Source organism: Streptomyces kaniharaensis (genome assembly GCF_009569385.1).
Lineage (GTDB): Bacteria > Actinomycetota > Actinomycetes > Streptomycetales > Streptomycetaceae > Kitasatospora > Kitasatospora kaniharaensis.
Map to the genome: position 1 here is coordinate 1160139 of NZ_WBOF01000001.1, position 17194 is coordinate 1177332.

The 17194-nt window shown below is 73.1% G+C and carries 12 protein-coding genes; 6 read left to right on the top strand and 6 right to left on the bottom strand.

The genetic code is table 11. The annotated features are described in order from the left end of the window. Positions 1-57: 57 nt before the first annotated feature. Positions 58-264 (bottom strand): cold-shock protein, encoded by a 207-nt coding sequence (locus F7Q99_RS05280; RefSeq protein WP_153460276.1) that lies wholly within the window; start codon positions 262-264, stop codon positions 58-60. A gap of 298 nt (positions 265-562) precedes the next feature. Then, positions 563-2740, bottom strand: coding sequence for an MMPL family transporter (locus F7Q99_RS05285; RefSeq protein ID WP_153460277.1), 2178 nt, complete (start codon positions 2738-2740; stop codon positions 563-565). Positions 2741-3295: 555 nt separating this feature from the next. On the opposite strand from F7Q99_RS05285, the gene F7Q99_RS05290 reads away from it, so the two are divergent. Next, positions 3296-4189: a phosphotransferase enzyme family protein gene (locus F7Q99_RS05290; RefSeq protein ID WP_153460278.1), complete on the top strand. Its 894-nt coding sequence runs from the start codon at positions 3296-3298 to the stop codon at positions 4187-4189. Positions 4190-4384: 195 nt separating this feature from the next. Then, positions 4385-5392, top strand: a complete 1008-nt coding sequence (locus F7Q99_RS05295; protein WP_230210161.1) for a polysaccharide deacetylase family protein — start codon at positions 4385-4387, stop codon at positions 5390-5392. Positions 5393-5555: 163 nt separating this feature from the next. Here the strand turns inward: F7Q99_RS05295 and F7Q99_RS05300 are convergent, their stop codons facing one another. Further along, positions 5556-6257 (bottom strand): exonuclease domain-containing protein, encoded by a 702-nt coding sequence (locus F7Q99_RS05300; RefSeq protein ID WP_153460279.1) that lies wholly within the window; start codon positions 6255-6257, stop codon positions 5556-5558. Between the two features lie 457 nt (positions 6258-6714). Then, positions 6715-7989, bottom strand: a complete 1275-nt coding sequence (locus tag F7Q99_RS05305; protein ID WP_153460280.1) for an SAV2148 family HEPN domain-containing protein — start codon at positions 7987-7989, stop codon at positions 6715-6717. Positions 7990-8432: 443 nt separating this feature from the next. Here F7Q99_RS05305 and glgX point away from each other — a divergent pair, with 443 nt between their 5' ends. From glgX to treZ, 3 genes are all read left to right on the top strand, one after another. Then, positions 8433-10580, top strand: coding sequence for a glycogen debranching protein GlgX (gene glgX / locus F7Q99_RS05310; protein WP_153460281.1), 2148 nt, complete (start codon positions 8433-8435; stop codon positions 10578-10580). 72 nt (positions 10581-10652) lie between these two features. Beyond that, positions 10653-13097 carry a malto-oligosyltrehalose synthase gene (gene treY, locus F7Q99_RS05315; protein WP_153460282.1) on the top strand — a complete coding sequence of 815 codons (2445 nt, stop codon included), beginning with the start codon at positions 10653-10655 and terminating at the stop codon, positions 13095-13097. After that, the gene (treZ, locus tag F7Q99_RS05320) at positions 13094-14830 is read left to right on the top strand and encodes a malto-oligosyltrehalose trehalohydrolase (RefSeq protein WP_153460283.1); all 1737 of its coding nucleotides are present in this window, start codon (positions 13094-13096) and stop codon (positions 14828-14830) included. Before treY ends, treZ begins: the two co-directional genes overlap by 4 nt. 1 nt (position 14831) lies before the next feature. On the opposite strand, the gene F7Q99_RS05325 is transcribed toward treZ, so the two are convergent. Together F7Q99_RS05325 and F7Q99_RS05330 are read right to left on the bottom strand one after the other, a co-directional pair. Next, a complete protein-coding gene (locus F7Q99_RS05325) occupies positions 14832-15728 on the bottom strand; it encodes a transketolase family protein (RefSeq protein WP_153460284.1) in 897 nt (298 codons plus the stop codon). 113 nt (positions 15729-15841) lie between these two features. Continuing rightward, entirely contained in the window at positions 15842-16534 is a 693-nt protein-coding gene (locus F7Q99_RS05330) for a thiamine pyrophosphate-dependent enzyme (protein ID WP_153465824.1), read from the bottom strand. 72 nt (positions 16535-16606) lie between these two features. Here F7Q99_RS05330 and soxR point away from each other — a divergent pair, with 72 nt between their 5' ends. Beyond that, the gene (soxR, locus tag F7Q99_RS05335; protein ID WP_153460285.1) at positions 16607-17134 is read left to right on the top strand and encodes a redox-sensitive transcriptional activator SoxR; all 528 of its coding nucleotides are present in this window, start codon (positions 16607-16609) and stop codon (positions 17132-17134) included. Positions 17135-17194: the final 60 nt, after the last annotated feature.

The window sequence follows — 17194 nt, forward strand, 5'->3', positions numbered from 1 at the left end:
CACCGTGTGGTGCGGGCCCCCGCTTCGCGAGATCGCGAGTCAGCGCGGAGGCTGACGTCAGCCGATGACGCGGATGTTCTCGGCCTGCGGGCCCTTCTGGCCCTGGGTCACGTCGAACTCGACCTGCTGGCCCTCGAGCAGCTCACGGAAGCCCTGAGCGGCGATGTTCGAGTAGTGGGCGAACACGTCCGGGCCGCCCTCGGCCTGCTCGATGAAGCCGAAGCCCTTCTCGCTGTTGAACCACTTCACGGTGCCGGTAGCCATAACCGTCTCCTTCTAACTGGGGCATCAGGGATTCACACCGCGTGAACCCCGGAGTAGCCGCGATCCCCATCCGGAGACTGAAACACCGGACAAAACAAATGCGCCTGTTGGTTGGGACCAGCAGGCGCACACAAACGTTCATGGGAACCAAAACTGCAACTGACTCGACTGTAGCACGGTGGAACCCCGACTGACCGGGGATTTCCGTGCCCGGGAGATCACGTTTGCCGGCCCGCGAAAAGGGGCAGGCGGCGCCCCGCCGAAGCGGGACGCCGCCTGTTCCACCGGGCGCGGACGGTCAGCGCCGCCCGGCCGGCTCCGGCACGCCGTGCGCACCCGCCACCGGCGCGGGGCCAGCGCCGTGGCCGGCGTCGGCACCGTGGCCGGGCCACCAGGCACGCTGGCCGATCAGCGCGGTGAGCGCCGGGGTGAAGAACATCGCCATCACGAAGGCCGCCAGGATGATGCCGAAGGCCATGGCGAAGCCGAACTCCATCATGAAGCTGTTGCCCGCGAGCATGAAGGTCGCGAACGAGGCCGCCAGGATGAAGCCGGCCGCCGCGACGGTCGGGCCGCCGTGGCGCAGCGCCTCGCGGGCCGCCTCGCGCGGCTCGCGGCCCTCGCGGGCCTCCTCGCGCAGGCGGGCGATGATCAGGATGTTGTAGTCGGTCCCGATCGCCACCACGAAGAGGTAGATGAGGATCGGCAGCATGAACATCAGGCCGGGCTCGTTGCCGATCTTCTGGAAGATCAGCGTGCTGGCGCCCAGCGTGGCGGTGAAGCCGAGGCCGACCGAGGCCATCAGGTACCAGGGGGCGACCACGCTGCGCAGCTGCAGGCCGAGGATGAGCAGGATCAGCAGGCCGGCGATGGGGAAGACCAGCTCGTAGTCGTGGGTCATCGCCAGGTTGATGTCCTTGAAGATCGACGTCAGACCGCCGACCTTCGCCTCGGTGCCGGACGGCGCCTGGGAGTGGGCGACCTCGCGCAGCTCGGTGACCGTGTCGATCGCCTCGTTGCTGGACGGCTCGTCCTTGAGCATGACGGTGAACTCGGCAGTCTTGCCGTCCTCACTGACCTGCGGCTTCGGTATGACCGTCGCCACACCCGGCACGGCGCCGAGCTTGCTGGCGTAGTCCTGGAAGGAGGCCGGGTCCAGCTTCGCGCCGCCGGTGCTCCTGAGGTAGACGTGGCTGGGGTCGGCAGCGCCCTTGGAGAAGCCGTTGGCCAGCTTGTCCTGGACGACCATCGACTCCTTCTCCTTCGGCATGGAGCTGCCGGCCATGTCGAAGAGGCCGTTGTAGCTCAGCGCGCCGACGGACAGGGCCAGCAGCACACCGCCGGAGGCGACCGCGACCGCGGCCGGGCGCTTCTGCACCATGCGACCGATCGCGGTGAAGCGGGCGTCGCTGGGCTCCTGCATCCACTTCTTGCCGGGCCAGAACACGCCGCGGGCCGGGATGACGGTGAGCAGGGCCGGAGCCAGGGTGAGCGCGGCGAGCGCGGTGACGACGACCGCGATGGCCAGCGCCGGGCCGAGGGCCTGGAACATGCCGAGGCTGGAGAGGATCAGCACCGCGAAGGCCACGGTGACGGCGCCGGCGGCGGAGGCGATCGCCTCGCCGACCCGGCCGACCGCGTTGACCACGGCGTCCTTGCGCTCGTCACCGGCGCGCAGCCGCTCGCGATAGCGGAAGGCCAGGAAGAGGAAGTAGTCGGTGCCAACGCCGAGCACGACGACGATCAGGATCGCCGTCAGTACGGGCGTCGACTTGAGGTCGAACGCGTCGGTGGCGTAGTTGATCAGACCCATGGCCCCCGGCAGGGCGACGACCAGCGAGACCAGGATGGGCAGCAGGCCGGCCAGGACGCTGCGGAAGATGATGCCGACGATGATGATGACCAGCACGAGCGTGGCCATCGTGATGAGGCCGTCGGTCGAGTCGGAGGCGTCCTTCTGGTCCAGCGCCACCGCCGCCTGGCCGCCGAGCTGGAACTTCACGTCGGTGCCCGAGGCGGTCGCCTTGCCCTCGTCGCGGATCTTCTTGGCGACGTCGGCGAAGTCGTTGGGGTCCTGCTGCTTGTCCTTGGAGATGGCGATCGGGGACAGCGCGTACTTGCCGTCCTTGGAGGTCGTCTGGTCGCTGACCGGGACGATCTTGTCGACGCCGTCGATCTTCTGGTCCGTCAGGCCCTGGGTGATCTTCGCGATCGCGGCCTTGTCGGCCGTGGTGAGCGGGGCCCCGTCGTTGCGCTCGAACAGCGCGAGCGCCTGCGGCGTGAAGCTGGTCGGGAAGGCGTCGGACTGAACCTGGGCGGCCTGGATCGACTCGTAGTGCTTGGGAAGGAACGCCGCCTCGTCGGTCTGGGCGGCGATCTTCGGCGAGGTGAGCAGGAGCGCGTAGGCCGCGACCACCCACGCGATGATCACCCACCACGCGCGGCGTACGACGAATTGTCCTAGTCGGTGGAACATGCTCGTGATGCCTCCTGGGCATGGTTCACCGCAGCCCTTGGGGGACGGGACGCTGGGCGACGGCAGGACCGGCCGGGCAGCACGCACTGGCGCTGCCTTGCCGGTCGGCAGGTAAGTAGGTTTGGGGCATCATCCTACGAGTACTTACTTGCCGCCCGGCAAGGAGCCCCCGTGTGCTTCAACCCCCGTGTGGGACCGCCCCGAAACGGCCCCGTCCCAGTCTGGACCGTCCGCACACCCGTTCACCTCGTGCTCCGGGTGGAGATACCTCCCCCTCAGGGTGGAGCCTGTCCCTAAACCCCGGGGAGGAGAGATCAGGGTCGCCCGTGAGGGATAACCCCCACCTGCTCCCGCAGCCCGACTCCCAGTCAACTCTTGTTCCTCTGGCGTTGTTCCCGGAGCCGGCACCCCCATCCGGCACCCTGATCACGGGCGGCCCGCCGCGCGAGGCCGGCCCGCGTGGGTCATGATGATCACCGTCCGGGAGTCTCCGGACGACCGGCAACCGCACGATGATCACCCGCGGAACGAACACCGGCGGAACGGAGCAGCGCCATGATCCCGTTCGACGAGGGCCGCGCCCGGCTGCTACTCGCCCACGCCTGCGAGTCGGCCGGCCTGCCCGGCCCCGGCGACGCCCGGCTGCTCGCGCTCGGCGAGAACGCCGTCTTCGACCTCGGCGACCCGGCGGTGGTCGCCAAGGTCGGCCGCGGGCCCGAACTGTACGAGCGGGCGCACCGCGAACTCACCGTCGCGCACTGGCTGGCCGGCCAGGACGTCCCGGTGGTCCGCCCGTACGGCGCGGTGGCGCCCGAGCCGCAGCTCGCGCACGGGCACCCGGTCACCTTCTGGCACCGGCTCGCCCCCGCCGTACGGCCCGCCCGCCCCGCCGACCTCGCCCCGCTGCTGCGCGCCCTGCACCGGCTGCCGCTGCCGCCCTTCCCGCTCGCCGCGCGCGACCTGCTGGCCCCGGTCGAGCGCTGGCTGGCCTCCGCCGAGGGGCACGTCGACCCGGCCGACGTCGCGTTCCTGCGCCACCGTCGGGACGCCTTCGCCGCCGCCCTGCCCGACCTCGCCCCGCAGCTGCACCCGGGCGTGATCCACGGCGACGCGCTGCCGCGCAACGTCCACGTCGGCCCGGACGGGCCCGTCCTGCTCGACCTGGAGAACGTCTCGCACGACCTGCGCGAGCACGACCTCGTGGTCCTCGCGCTCAGCCACGACCGGTACGGCGTGCCGGGCGGGGAGTACCGGGCGTTCACCGAGGCGTACGGCTGGGACGTGCGCGACTGGCCCGGGTTCGCGGTGCTGCGCGGGGCCCGGGAGACGGCCGCCGCCTCGTGGGTGGCGCAGCAGGCGCCGGGCAACCCGGCGGCGCTGGCGGAGTTCGGGCGCCGGGTCGACTCGCTGCGCGACGGCGCGGCGGAGGTGCGCTGGTACCCGTTCTGATGGGGCTGATGGGGGAGTTGGCGCCGGTGCCGGTACCCGAGGCGGTACGAACGCGCCAACTCTCGCGCGTGTGAGAAGGCTCCCACGGCGGATCGGTCCGGCCCGCAACCGGGCCACGTACGATCGGCGTCCTATCGGACAGTCATCCTGACCGAGAGGAACGGCACCCGCCTCAGGACCCCAGGAGCCGCCGCCATGCCCCAGCCCGCCGCCCGCCGGCCCGCCTCGCCGCACCGCTCGGCCCGACTCCGCCGCCACCTGATCACGGGCAGCCTCGCGATGGCCGCCGCCCTGGGCCTGGCCGCGTGCGGGACCGCCAACGGAGCCCTCCAGCCGACGCCGAGCGGCTCGTCCGCGGCGCAGAACCCGATCACACTGCAGCCCACCACCGCTCCGGCGCCGACCATCTCGGCCGCGCCCGGCACGGCCACGCCCGGCTCGGACGGCGTGCCCGCCGGCTCCGCCAGCCCCGCCGCCCCGCCGGTCAGCCCGAAGACGCCGAAGACGCCGGGGCAGCCCACCGGCCCTGCCGCGACGCCCACCACGGGCAGCCCGTCGGCGACGCCCCCGGGCACCCCCGCGGCCCCGCCCGCGCCCGGCGGGCCCCTCCCGGTGATCGGCTCCACCGCGTCCGGCGGCCGGACCGTCGCGCTCACCTTCGACGACGGCCCCGGCCCGGCCACCCCGCAGATCCTCGACCTGCTCGCCCAGTACGGGGTCAAGGCCACGTTCTGCGAGGTCGGCGAGAACGCCGCCGCCAACCCGGCCATGGTCAAGCGCGTCCTCGCCGCGGGGCACCGGCTGTGCGACCACTCCGTCCACCACCCGCAGCCGTTCGCGAAGCTGCCGCACGACAAGGCCGTGGCCGAGATCTCCGGCGCGAAGGACATGATCGTCCAGGCCGCCGGACCCGGCACCGAGATCACCTGGTTCCGGGCGCCCGGCGGCGGCTTCAACGCCGATAACGAGCACATAGCGGCCGGCCTCGGCATGAAGTCCCTCGGCTGGTCCGTCGATCCGCGCGACTGGTCCCGCCCCGGCGTGCCCGCGATCGTCTCCACCGTGCAGAGCCAGCTCAAGCCGGGCGGCGTGATCCTCATGCACGACGGCGGCGGCGACCGCAGCCAGACCGTGGCCGCACTCAAGCAGCTGCTGCCCTGGCTGATCGCGCAGGGGTACACCTTCGACTTCCCGGCGGCGTAGGCGGCTCTGACAGTCGGCTGAGCCGGTGCCGTCATCGGCACCGGCTCTCCTGACTGCCGGTCAGAGACAGGCGCTCACCGGGCGAACTCCACCGCGCCGCCGAGGAGTTCGCCGAACGGCACGGCATTCATCAGTCCGGCAGAGCGGACGCTCGCGCCGGCCGCTACCGCAGCGGCCAGCGCGGGTCTATCACGGCCTGCGGGTCCTTGCCCCGGCGCAGCCACGCCTGCAGGCCCTCCGCCCACTCGCGGTACCAGCCGACCTGCCGCTCGTGCAGCTCGGCCGGCGGGACGTCGCCCACCTCGGCTCGGTAGCGCTCGGCGAGGGCGACGGCGACCCGGACGGCGGCCAGCGCGTCGCTACCGGCCTCGTGCGCGTCGGTGAGCTCGACCCCGTACACCTCGCAGACGCGCTGCAGTGTGCGCGAGCCCTTGCGGTACCTGTCCACGGCCCGGTCGATCACGAGGGCGTCCAGCACCGGCCCGACCGGCCCGCCCAGGCGCTCGGCGAGCGGCGCCAGCCCGTGGCGGCGCAGCTCGGCGTCGAGCAGCGAGAGGTCGAACGGCGCGTTGAACGCGACCACCGGACGCCCCGCCGCCAGCCGCTCGCAGAGCGCGGCGGCTATCTCCTCCACCGCCTCCTTGGCCGGCCGGCCCTTGCGCCGGGCGACGTCGTCGCCGATGCCGTGGATCGCCTCCGCCTCCGCGGGGATCGGCACCCCGGGATCGAGCAGCCAGCCGGCGGCTCTCAGCCGGCGGGCTCCGACGGTGTCCACGAGCGCGGCCGTGACGATGCGGTCCACGGCCGGGTCGGTGCCCGTGGTCTCCAGGTCGAAGCCGACCAGTGGCTGCTGCCACCAGCTCATAAGGGTGCGTCCTTCCGTCCTGCTGGTCGAAACAGCCCTCATCATCGCCCGCACCACCGACAACCCGGCTCCCCGGGTCACCCGGGCCCGGGCGCGGGGGTGCCGAGCGGCGCGCAGGACGGCCCGGCCGGCTCAGTTGCCGGAACGTTTCCCGCGTGAGGCGGCTGGCCTCCACCAGGACGTCGGCGTCGATGTCCTCATGGGTGCGGTGGGTGTAGCCGAGGAGGTCGTACGCGTCGTTGAGGCACGCGAGCGACACCGCCGCGTCCAGTTGGTACCCGAAAGCGCCGGTGAACCCCGCTGGTCAGCTCCCGGGGCGTCAGCTCCCCTTCCAGGAGCTGCGCGGCGAATGCCGGCAGCAAGGCCTCGGCGGCGGAGTCCCCGTCCAAGGGGTGGAAGACCAGGCCCCGTTCGGCGAGCGCCGGTGGCAGCAGCGCGACCTTCACGACACCGGGGTTCACGACACCGGCCGGGAGTCCCCCCAGACGCCCTCGAACTCCTCGCGGTAGACCTCCAGCAGCCCGGCCTCCGTGCCGCCCGGCTGCTGGCCGGCGCCGCCGCGCAGGACGAGTGCGGGTGACTCCATGCCGCGGGAGCGGCGCAGGTAGGGCTGGATGACGCCGAGGTCGCGGGTCTGGCGGCGGCCGCCGGGCTGGCCGGCCGGGCGCGGGCCCTCGACCAGGTAGGCGGTGAAGCGCGGGGTCTCGTCGAAGACCCGGATCTCGAAGCCGCCCTGGTCCCGCAGCCGGGCCCGCACCCGGCGGACGTGCATGATGTTCATCTCGATCGAACGGGACAACTCGCTGCGCCCGAGCCCGAGTTCGCGTTCGCGGCGGCGGACGGCACTGCTCGCCGGATTGAGGAAGAGCAGCCGCACCCGGCAGCCTTCCCCGGCGAGGCGGACCAGCCGCTTGCCGGTGTAGTTCTGGCAGAGCATGCCGAGGCCGATGCCGAGCGCGTCCAGCCGCCGGGCGCCGTCCAGCAGGTCCTCGACGGGCAGGTCGCGCTGGAGGCGGACCCGGTCGGCGTGCACGGCGACGACGTCCGCGTACCGGCCGGCCACCAGCGACTCCACGACGTCGGCGGGCACGCCGCCGGTGCCGCCGTCGAGCACGGCGAGCAGGCGGGCGGCGGCGCGCTCGGTCTGGGCGAGGACGGTCTGGGTGAGCACCCGGTTGCGGGAGACCACGTGCCGGGCGACCTCCAGCTCGTCCAGGGCGAGTTCGATCTCGCGCCGGTCGGCGAGGTAGGGCTCGAAGCAGGGCCAGTGCTGGACCATGAGTTCGCGCAGCTGGGGCAGGGTGAGGAAGACCAGCGGGTCGTCGTCGGCGGGGTCGAGGAGGTAGCCCTTGCGGCGGCTGACCTCGCGCACCGCGCCGGCCCGGTGGGCCCATTCCTCGCCGGCCGGCCCGGCGGCGGCGGTGACCCAGTCCTCGCCGTGGGCGGGGGCGTAGATGGGGTGCAGGACCTCGTCGACGAGGGAGCGCAGCCGCTGTTCGACCAGGTTGAGCCAGACGTAGGCGCGCCCGGACAGGCGTACGCGCTGGTAGGCGTCCTCCCATTCGGCGCCGGACCAGGCGAGGGCGGGGATCTCCACCGGGCCGCCCTGGGCGGGCACCGGGGAGCGGCCGGTCAGGGTGGGACGCATGACCACCGTGGGCGCCTCGCTGCGGGCACCGCCCCGGTCGGGGCCGTCGGGCCCTGTGCCAAGGCCGCCGGCGGGGAACACCATGCGCCACCTCACCTGGTTGCTTCTGTCGTACTGCTCGGGTCTTGCCTTGGGTTACTACCGGGATCTGCTGATGGATCGCCACGAGCGCGGAGGCGGCCGGACGATCAAGGGTACTGCTCGTCGCGACACGTCCGCAGCCGGTTGGCCGAGGGGACCCGGCCGCACCACCCGGCCCATCCGCCACAGCGCCCGCTCATCACAGGAATGGCCGCCGGAGGCCCGTTCGGGCGAACCCGGGGCACATGTCCCGGCGACCGGGGGAAGGCTCGGGGAGTATCTCGGGGAGTATGCGGACCGTGTCCTGCGTCACGGCTCGCGACCGCCGCACATGCCCGGCCACCCGGCCGGGAAGAGAGCGTCCGGGTCCGGACCCGTGGTCGGACTGTATTGTCCGACGATAGGTCAGCATCCGTCGGCACCAAGGAAGTTGAGGTTGAGGACTCATGCAGGTCTGGCCTGGGCAGCCCTACCCCCTCGGCGCCACCTACGACGGGGCCGGCACCAACTTCGCGGTGTTCTCGGAGAGCGCCGACCGGATCGAGCTCTGCCTGATCGGCGAGGACGGCTCGGAGACCGCCGTCGAACTGCGCGAGACGGACGCCTTCGTCCGCCACGCCTACCTCCCGGGAGTCCAGCCCGGCCAGCGCTACGGCTTCCGCGTCCACGGCCCGTACAACCCGGGCCTCGGCCAGCGGCACAACAGCGCGAAACTGCTGCTGGACCCGTACGCCAAGGCGATGAGCGGGCACATCGACTGGGACGAGTCCGTCTACGGCTACCACTTCGGCGCCCCCGAGCGCCGCAACGACCTCGACTCCGCCCCGCACACCATGCACTCGGTGGTCGTCAACCCCTACTTCGACTGGGGCACCGACCATCCGCCGCGCACCGACTACCACCGCACGGTCATCTACGAGGCGCACGTCAAGGGCCTCACCCGGCTCCACCCGGGCATCCCCGAGGAGATCCGCGGCACCTACGCGGGGCTGGCCCACCCGGCGGTGATCGAGCACCTGGCCAAGCTCGGCATCACCGCGATCGAGCTGATGCCGGTGCACCAGTTCGTCCGCGACCACCGGCTGCGCGACCTCGGCCTGGCCAACTACTGGGGCTACAACACCGTCGGCTTCTTCGCGCCGCACTCCTCCTACTCCTGCTCCGGCGACCGCGGCCAGCAGGTGCAGGAGTTCAAGTCGATGGTCAAGGCGCTGCACGCGGCCGGGATCGAGGTGATCCTGGACGTCGTCTACAACCACACCGCCGAGGGCAACCACCTGGGGCCCACGCTCTCCCTGCGCGGCCTCGACAACGTCTCGTACTACCGGCTCGCCCAGGACCAGCGCTTCTACGAGGACACCACCGGCACCGGCAACAGCCTGCTGATGCGCAGCCCGCACGTGCTCCAGCTGATCATGGACTCGCTGCGCTACTGGGTCACCGAGATGCACGTCGACGGCTTCCGCTTCGACCTCGCCGCCACCCTGGCCCGGCAGTTCCACGAGGTCGACCGGCTCTCCTCCTTCTTCGACCTCGTCCAGCAGGACCCGGTGGTCTCCCAGGCCAAGCTGATCGCCGAGCCCTGGGACCTCGGCGAGGGCGGCTACCAGGTCGGCAACTTCCCGCCGCTGTGGACGGAGTGGAACGGCATGTACCGGGACACCGTGCGCGACCTGTGGCGCGGCGAGAACGCCGCCCTCGCCGAGTTCGGCTCCCGGCTCACCGGCTCCTCCGACCTCTACCAGGACGACGGCCGCCGCCCGATCGCCTCCATCAACTTCGTGACCTGCCACGACGGTTTCACCCTGCGCGACCTCGTCTCCTACAACGAGAAGGACAACCGGGCCAACAGCGAGGACAACCGGGACGGCGAATCCTTCAACCGCTCCTGGAACTGCGGCGTCGAGGGCCCCAGCACCGACCCGGCCGTCGAGGAACTCAGAGCCCGCCAGCAGCGCAACTTCATCGCCACCCTGATGCTCTCCCAGGGCGTGCCGATGCTCTCCCACGGCGACGAGCTCGGCCGCACCCAGCACGGCAACAACAACGCCTACTGCCAGGACAACGAACTCACCTGGGTGCACTGGCCGGAGGAGGACGGACCGCAGGCGCGGCTGCTGGAGTTCACCCAGGGGATGATCTGGCTGCGCCGCGACCACCCGGTGTTCCGGCGCCGGCGGTTCTTCCACGGACGGCCGGTGTCCGGGCGGCCCCGGCCGGGCTCGTCCGCCTCCGGCGGGTACGACGACCTGACCGACATCGCCTGGTTCACCCCCGGCGGGGAGGAGATGACCAAGCGCCACTGGGGCGCCAGCTACGCCAAGTCGCTCTCCGTGTTCCTCAACGGCTACGCGATCTCCGAACCCGACCGGCGCGGCGGACGGATCGTCGACGACTCCTTCCTGCTGATGTTCAACGCGCACTTCGAGCCGCTGGAGTTCACCGTGCCCGCCGATCACGGGCAGGAGTGGCAGGTCGTGGTGGACACCGCGCAGCCCCGGCTGCCCGCCCCGGGCACGGGGCCCCGGGTCAAGGCCGGGGACACGCTGTGGCTCACCGACCACTCGCTGATGGTGCTGCAACGGCCGGCGTGACGACGACGCCGGTCACCTGTTCGGGCCAGCAACGGGTCTTGGCGGGGCGCTCCCCCGGGTAGTCATGGACCTATGACCTCCGCCGCCGAGCCCGCGCAGCCCCGCCCGGCCGCCAACGTCCCCACGTCCAGCTACCGCCTCCAGCTCCAGCCCGGCTTCACCCTCCGCGACGCCACCGCCGCCGTCCCCTACCTGGCCGCCCTCGGTGTCTCCCACCTGCACCTGTCCCCGCTGCTGGAGGCCGCCCCCGGCTCCACCCACGGCTACGACACCGTCGACCACGGCCGGATCAGCGAGCAGCTCGGCGGCGAGCCCGCGCTGCGCGAGCTCGCCGCCGCCGCCCACCGGCACGGGCTGCGGCTGATCGCCGACGTCGTGCCCAACCACATGGCCGTGCCCGTCCCCGAACAGCTCAACGGGCCGCTCTGGGAGGTCCTGCGGGACGGGCCCGACTCGCCGTCCGCGCGCTGGTTCGACATCGACTGGACCGCCCAGCCCGGCCCCGCCGACGCCCCCGGACGCGGCCGCGTCCTGCTCCCGCTGCTCGGCGACCGGCTCGGCGCCGTCCTCGACCAGCTGATCGTGGACGGCGACGTGCTGCGCTACCACGACCACGCGCTCCCGCTGCGCCCCGGCACCGAGCGGCTGCCGCTCGCCGAGCTGCTCGCCCGCCAGTGGTACCGGCTCGCCTGGTGGCGCCTGGCCCGCACCGAGCTGAACTACCGGCGCTTCTTCACCGTCAACGAGCTCATCGCCGTCCGCGTCGAGGAGCCCGAGGTCTTCGCCGCCACCCACGCCGTCCTGCTGCGGCTGCACGCCGACGGCGTCCTGGACGGCTTCCGGATCGACCACCCCGACGGGCTCGCCGACCCCCGCGGCTACCTGAGCCGCCTCGCCGAGGCCACCGGCGGCGCCTACACCGTCGTCGAGAAGATCCTCACCGGGGACGAGCGGCTGCCCACCGACTGGCCGTGCGCCGGCACCACCGGGTACGACGCGCTGCGCCGCATCGACGGCGTGCTCCTCGACCACGCGGGCGCCTGCCGGCTGGCCGGGGCGTACGAGGCGTTCCTGAGCGGGTCCCCCGTTCCGGGCGACCTCTGCCAGGAACCTCACCCGGCGGTGGCGGCGGCCCGGCGCGGGCGGGCCGAGATGACCGAGCCGCACGGCGAGCTGGCGGCCGAGGTCGACCGGCTGGTCCGGCTCGCGGTGCGGATCGGGGCCGCCGAGCCCGCGCACGCCGACCACGCGCCCTGGCAGCTGCGCGCGTCGCTGCAGCGCCTGCTCACCGGCTACCCGGCGTACCGGCCGTACGTGCGCCCCGGGGAGCCGGCGCCGGCGGTGTCGGCCGAGCAGCTGCGGACGGCCCTGGACGGCTCGACGGACCCGACGGACCGGCTGGTCGCCGCCCTGGCGCTCGGCGAGCTGGGGCGCGGGGCGGACCGGGACGAGTTCTGCGTCCGCTTCGCGCAGACCGCCGCCGCCGTCGCCGCCAAGGGCGTCGAGGACACCGCCTTCTACCGGTGGAACGCCCTGCCCGGCCTCAACGAGGTCGGCGGCGAACCTGCCCGGCCCGGCCTGCACCCCACGGAGTTCCACGACTGGTGCCGGTACCTGGAACGCACCTGGCCGCACAGCATGACCGTGCTCTCCACCCACGACACCAAGCGCAGCGCCGACGCCCGCGCCCGCCTCGCCGTGCTCGCCGAGCAACCCGCGGCCTGGGCCGCCGAGGCCGACGCCTGGTCCACCGCTGCCGGGCCCGGCGGCGACCGGGACGGCGACTGGCTGCTCTGGAACACCCTCGTCGCCGCCTGGCCGATCGGCCCGGACCGCCTCGTCGCCGCCCTCCTCAAGGCCGCCCGCGAGGCCAAGCTGCACACCTCGTGGACCACCCCCGACACCCGGTTCGAGCAGGCGCTCGCCGACCGCGCCCGCGCCGTCCACGGCAACCCCGGGCTGCTCCCCCGGATCGAGGGCCGGGTGCACGCCCTCGCGCCGTACGCCCGGTCCAACACCCTCGCCGCCGCGCTGCTGCACCTCACCGTGCCCGGCGTGCCCGACCTCTACCAGGGCAGCGAGGAGCCGCTGTACACCCTGGTCGACCCGGACAACCGCGGCGTGGTGGACCTCGGCGCGCTCGCCGTCCGGCTCACCGACGCGGCCACCCCGCGCCCCGGCGACCTCGCCCGGGAGAAGCTCCACCTCACCGCGACGGCCCTGCATCTGCGGCGCTCCCGCCCGCTCGGCCCCTACCGGCCGCTCACCGCCGACGGCCTCACCAACGACCACCTGCTCGCCTTCGCCCGCGGCGACGACGTGGTCACCGCCGTCACCCGGCTGCCCTACAGCCTGGAGCGGGCCGGCGGCTGGCGCGGCACCGTCCTGGAGCTGCCCGAGGGCGGGCCGTGGACGGACGAGCTGACCCTGCGGACGTACCCGGCGGGCGCGCTGCCGGTCGCCGAGCTGCTGGCGACGCACCCGGTGGCACTGCTGACGAGGAGGGGCGGGGAATGAGCCGGTACGAGGTGTGGGCCCCCTTCGCCGCCGACCGGGTCGAGGTCGAGGTCGGCGGCTCCGCCCACCCGTTGGCCCGCTGCGCCGACCGGGACGGGTGGTGGGCCGGGGAGGCGCCGGACGGGGACTACGCGTTCCGGCTGGACGGCGGCCCGCCGCTGCCCGACCCGCGCTCGGCCTGGCAGCCGTACGGCCCGGACGGGCCCAGCCGGCCCGTCGACCACGCCGCGTTCCGCTGGTCGCGGACCGGCTGGCGCGGCCGCCCGCTGCCCGGAGCGGTCGTGTACGAGCTGCACGTCGGCACCTTCACCGTCCGCGGCACCTTCGACGCCGCCGCCGAACACCTCGACCACCTCGTCGAGTTGGGCGTCGACTTCGTCGAGCTGATGCCGGTCTGCCCGTTCCCCGGCAAGCACGGCTGGGGCTACGACGGCGTCTCGCCGTGGGCCGTCCACGAGCCGTACGGCGGCCCCGAGGGGCTGAAGCGGTTCGTTGACGCGGCGCACCGCAAGGGGATCGGGGTGATCCTGGACGTCGTCCACAACCACCTCGGCCCGTCCGGCAACCACCTCCCCGCGTACGGCCCGTACTTCACCGACCGGCACCACACGCCGTGGGGCTCCGCCGTCAACCTGGACGCCCCCGGCTCGGACGAGGTGCGCCGCTACCTCGCCGGCAGCGCGCTCGCCTGGCTGCGCGACTACCGGATCGACGGCCTGCGGCTGGACGCCGTGCATGCGCTGGCGGACGACCGGGCGGTGCACTTCCTGGAGGAACTCACGGGCGAGGTCGAGAAGTTGGTGATCTCCTCGAACCGGCCACTGTTCCTGATCGCCGAATCCGACCTCAACACCCCGCGCACCACCACCCCGCGCGAGGCCGGCGGCCAAGGCCTCGCCGCACAGTGGAGCGACGACTTCCACCACGCCCTGCACACCGCGCTCACCGGCGAATCCCACGGCTACTACGGCGACTTCGCACGCGCCCCGCTCGCCGCCGTCGCCAAGACGCTCACCCGCGGGTTCTTCCACGACGGCACCTGGTCGTCGTTCCGCGGCCGCAGCCACGGGCGGCCGTTCGCACCGCACACCGCCGGGCACCGGCTGCTCGGCTACCTGCAGACCCACGACCAGATCGGCAACCGGGCGCTCGGCGACCGGATCTCCACCAGCCTCACCGCCGGCCGGCTCGCCTGCGGCGCCGCGCTCGTGCTCACCTCGCCGTTCACCCCGATGCTCTTCATGGGCGAGGAGTGGGGCGCCGCCACCCCGTGGCAGTACTTCACCGACCACACCGACCCCGGCCTCGCCGACGCCGTCCGGCAGGGCCGCCGGCGGGAGTTCGCCGAACACGGCTGGCAGGCCGAGACCGTCCCGGACCCGCAGGAGCCGGCCACCGTGCTGCGCTCCGTCCTCGACTGGACCGAGCCGCGGCGCGTCCCGCACACCGAACTCCTAGACTGGCATCGGAGGTTGATCCGGCTGCGGCGGGAGCGGCCGGAGCTCTCCGACCCCGACCTGGGCGCGGTGCGGGTGGCGTACGACGAGGCGGCTCGGTGGCTGGTCGTGCACCGGGGCCCGTACCGGGTGGCGGTCAACCTGGGTGCCGACGGCGCCGCGCTGCCACTGGAGGCCGCGGGGCGGGAGGTGCTCGCGGCCTTCGGGGAGGCTTCGCCGGAGGGGACGGCGGTGCGGCTGGGGGCGGATGCGGTGGCGATCGTTCTGACCGGCTGATTCACCACATGAACGCGGCGATCCGCTCCCGCAGCGAGGCCGCGTCCAGGCCGTAGGCGGCCAGGTGCTCGGGGACCGAGCCGTAGTGCCGGTGCTCCTCGCGCGGCACGCCCAGGGCCAGCACGCGGTGCGGGCGGTCCGCCAGCGCCGCGTGCGCCTCGTTGGCGGAGGTCCCGACCAGGTACGGCTCGACCAGCACGACGTCCGCTCGGGTGTCCTGGACGGCGGCGCGCAGCCCGGCCGCGTCGAAGGGGCGGACCGTCGCCGCGTACAGCACGGTGACGTCCAGGCCCTCGGTGGCCGCCAGCACCACGTCCAGCATCGGCCCGACGGCCAGGACCACGCCGCGCGAGCCCTTGCGGACGGTGGTGAAGCGGCCCGGCTCGACCGGTACGGGCGCCGCGTTCTGGTGTGCGGAGAGCCGGACGTACACGTTGCGGTCGCCGTCCGCGTACGCGTGGCGCAGCAGCTGCTCGGCCTCGTCCGGGTGGCCGGGCACGTGGACCGTCCAGCCGGGCAGGGTGTCCAGCAGCGCCACGTCGCCCGGGGACATGTGGGTGCGGCCGCCGGCCGGCCAGTCGTACGAGCCGGCCGCGCTGACCAGTACGGCGCCGACGCCCTGGTGGACCAGGTCCAACTTGACCTGCTCGAAGGGCCGTTCGACCAGGAAGCTGGCGAAGGTGTGCGCGATCGGGCGCAGACCGGTCAGCGCCAGGCCGCCGGCCGCGCCGATCAGCAGCTGCTCGCGGATCCCGACGTTGATCACCCGGTCCGGGTGGCGCTCCTTCGCCGGGGCGAAGGAGGCGGCGCTGATGTCGGCGAGCACCAGGGCCAGGCGGGGGTCGTCGTCCAGCAGGCGGGTGGTGATGTCGATGAAGCGGTCGCGCATGGTGTCCATCGGTGAAGTGCCCTTCGCGGTGGGGGTGTTGTGTCAGGAGATCTTGGGCTCAGGAGATCTTGGGCTCGGGCGTTCCTGGGCTCAGGTGTTCTTGAGCTCGGGAGTTCTTGAGCTCAGGCGTTCTTGGGCTCGACGCGGGCGACCACCGCGTGCGGGCGGCCCGGGTGCTCGGCGGTGAAGGCCCGGTACAGCGCCTCGTGGTCGCGGCCGTCCACCGTCGCGGTCGACCAGCCCTCGGCGGCGAACCGGGCCGCGATGCCGCCCTGCCAGCCGTGCGTGGCCGAGGAGTTGTCGATCACCAGCACGTGCAGCCGGTCCAGCCCGTACGCGCCGGCGAAGGCCACCGCCTCGTGGTTGGAGCCCTCGTCGAACTCCGCGTCCCCGATCAGCACCCACACCGCCGGGTCGGTCAGGCCCTGCGCGCGCAGCCCGAGCGCCGTACCGACGCCGAGCGGCAGCCCGTGCCCGAGCGAGCCGGAGGCGATCTCCACGCCCGGGACCAGCGTGCGGTCCGGGTGGTGGCCGAGCGGCGAGTCGTACGCGCCGAAGCTCGGCAGCACCTGCGGGTCGAGGAAGCCCTTGGCGGCGAGCACCGCGTAGTACGCCATCGGGCCGTGGCCCTTGGAGAGCAGGAAGCGGTCCCGGTCCTGCGCCTCGACCGTCTCCGGGGTCGCCCGCAGCACCCGGTCGTACAGCACCCAGATCGCGTCCAGGGTGGAGGTCGCGGCCGGGCCGTGCTTCTCGGCGCCGGTCATCAGGCCCATCAGGCCCGGGAGGTCCTCGAACTGAACGTCCGCCATGCTCATCGTCTTCGTCGTCACGTCCACGATGCTGCAACTTCAAGTCGACTTGAAGTCAAGCGGCTACAGTGGGCACCCATGACCGCGACCCCCGACCACGGCCCCGCGACCGGACCGTCCCGGCACGACCTGCTCACCATCGGCCAGCTCGCCGAGCGCAGCGGCCTCGCCACCTCCGCCCTGCGGTACTACGAGAGCCTCGGTCTCATCCACGCCACCCGCACCGCCGGCGGCCAGCGCCGCTACACCCGCACCACACTGCGCCGGATCGCCTTCGTCCGCGCCGCCCAGCGGGTCGGCCTCTCGCTGGACGAGGCGCGGGTCGCCCTCGACCGTCTCCCCGAGCGCCCCGCGCCCAGCGGCACCGAGTGGAACCTGGTCGCCGAGTCCTGGCGCAGCCGGATCGACGAGCAGATCGCCGAACTCGAACTGCTGAAGCGCAAGTTGTCCGGATGCATCGGCTGCGGCTGTCTGTCGTTGACTCGCTGCGCCCTCTACAACGCCGGCGACCGCGCGGGCGCAGCCGGACCCGGCGCCCGCTACCTGCTCACCCGCGACCCGACCACCGGGCCCGAGCCCGGGGCGCCCTCGCCCGACGCTCCCTGACTACGCGGGCGCGGCATCCGGCCCGTCAGCCCGGAGAAGAAGGACCACAAGGCCGCCCGC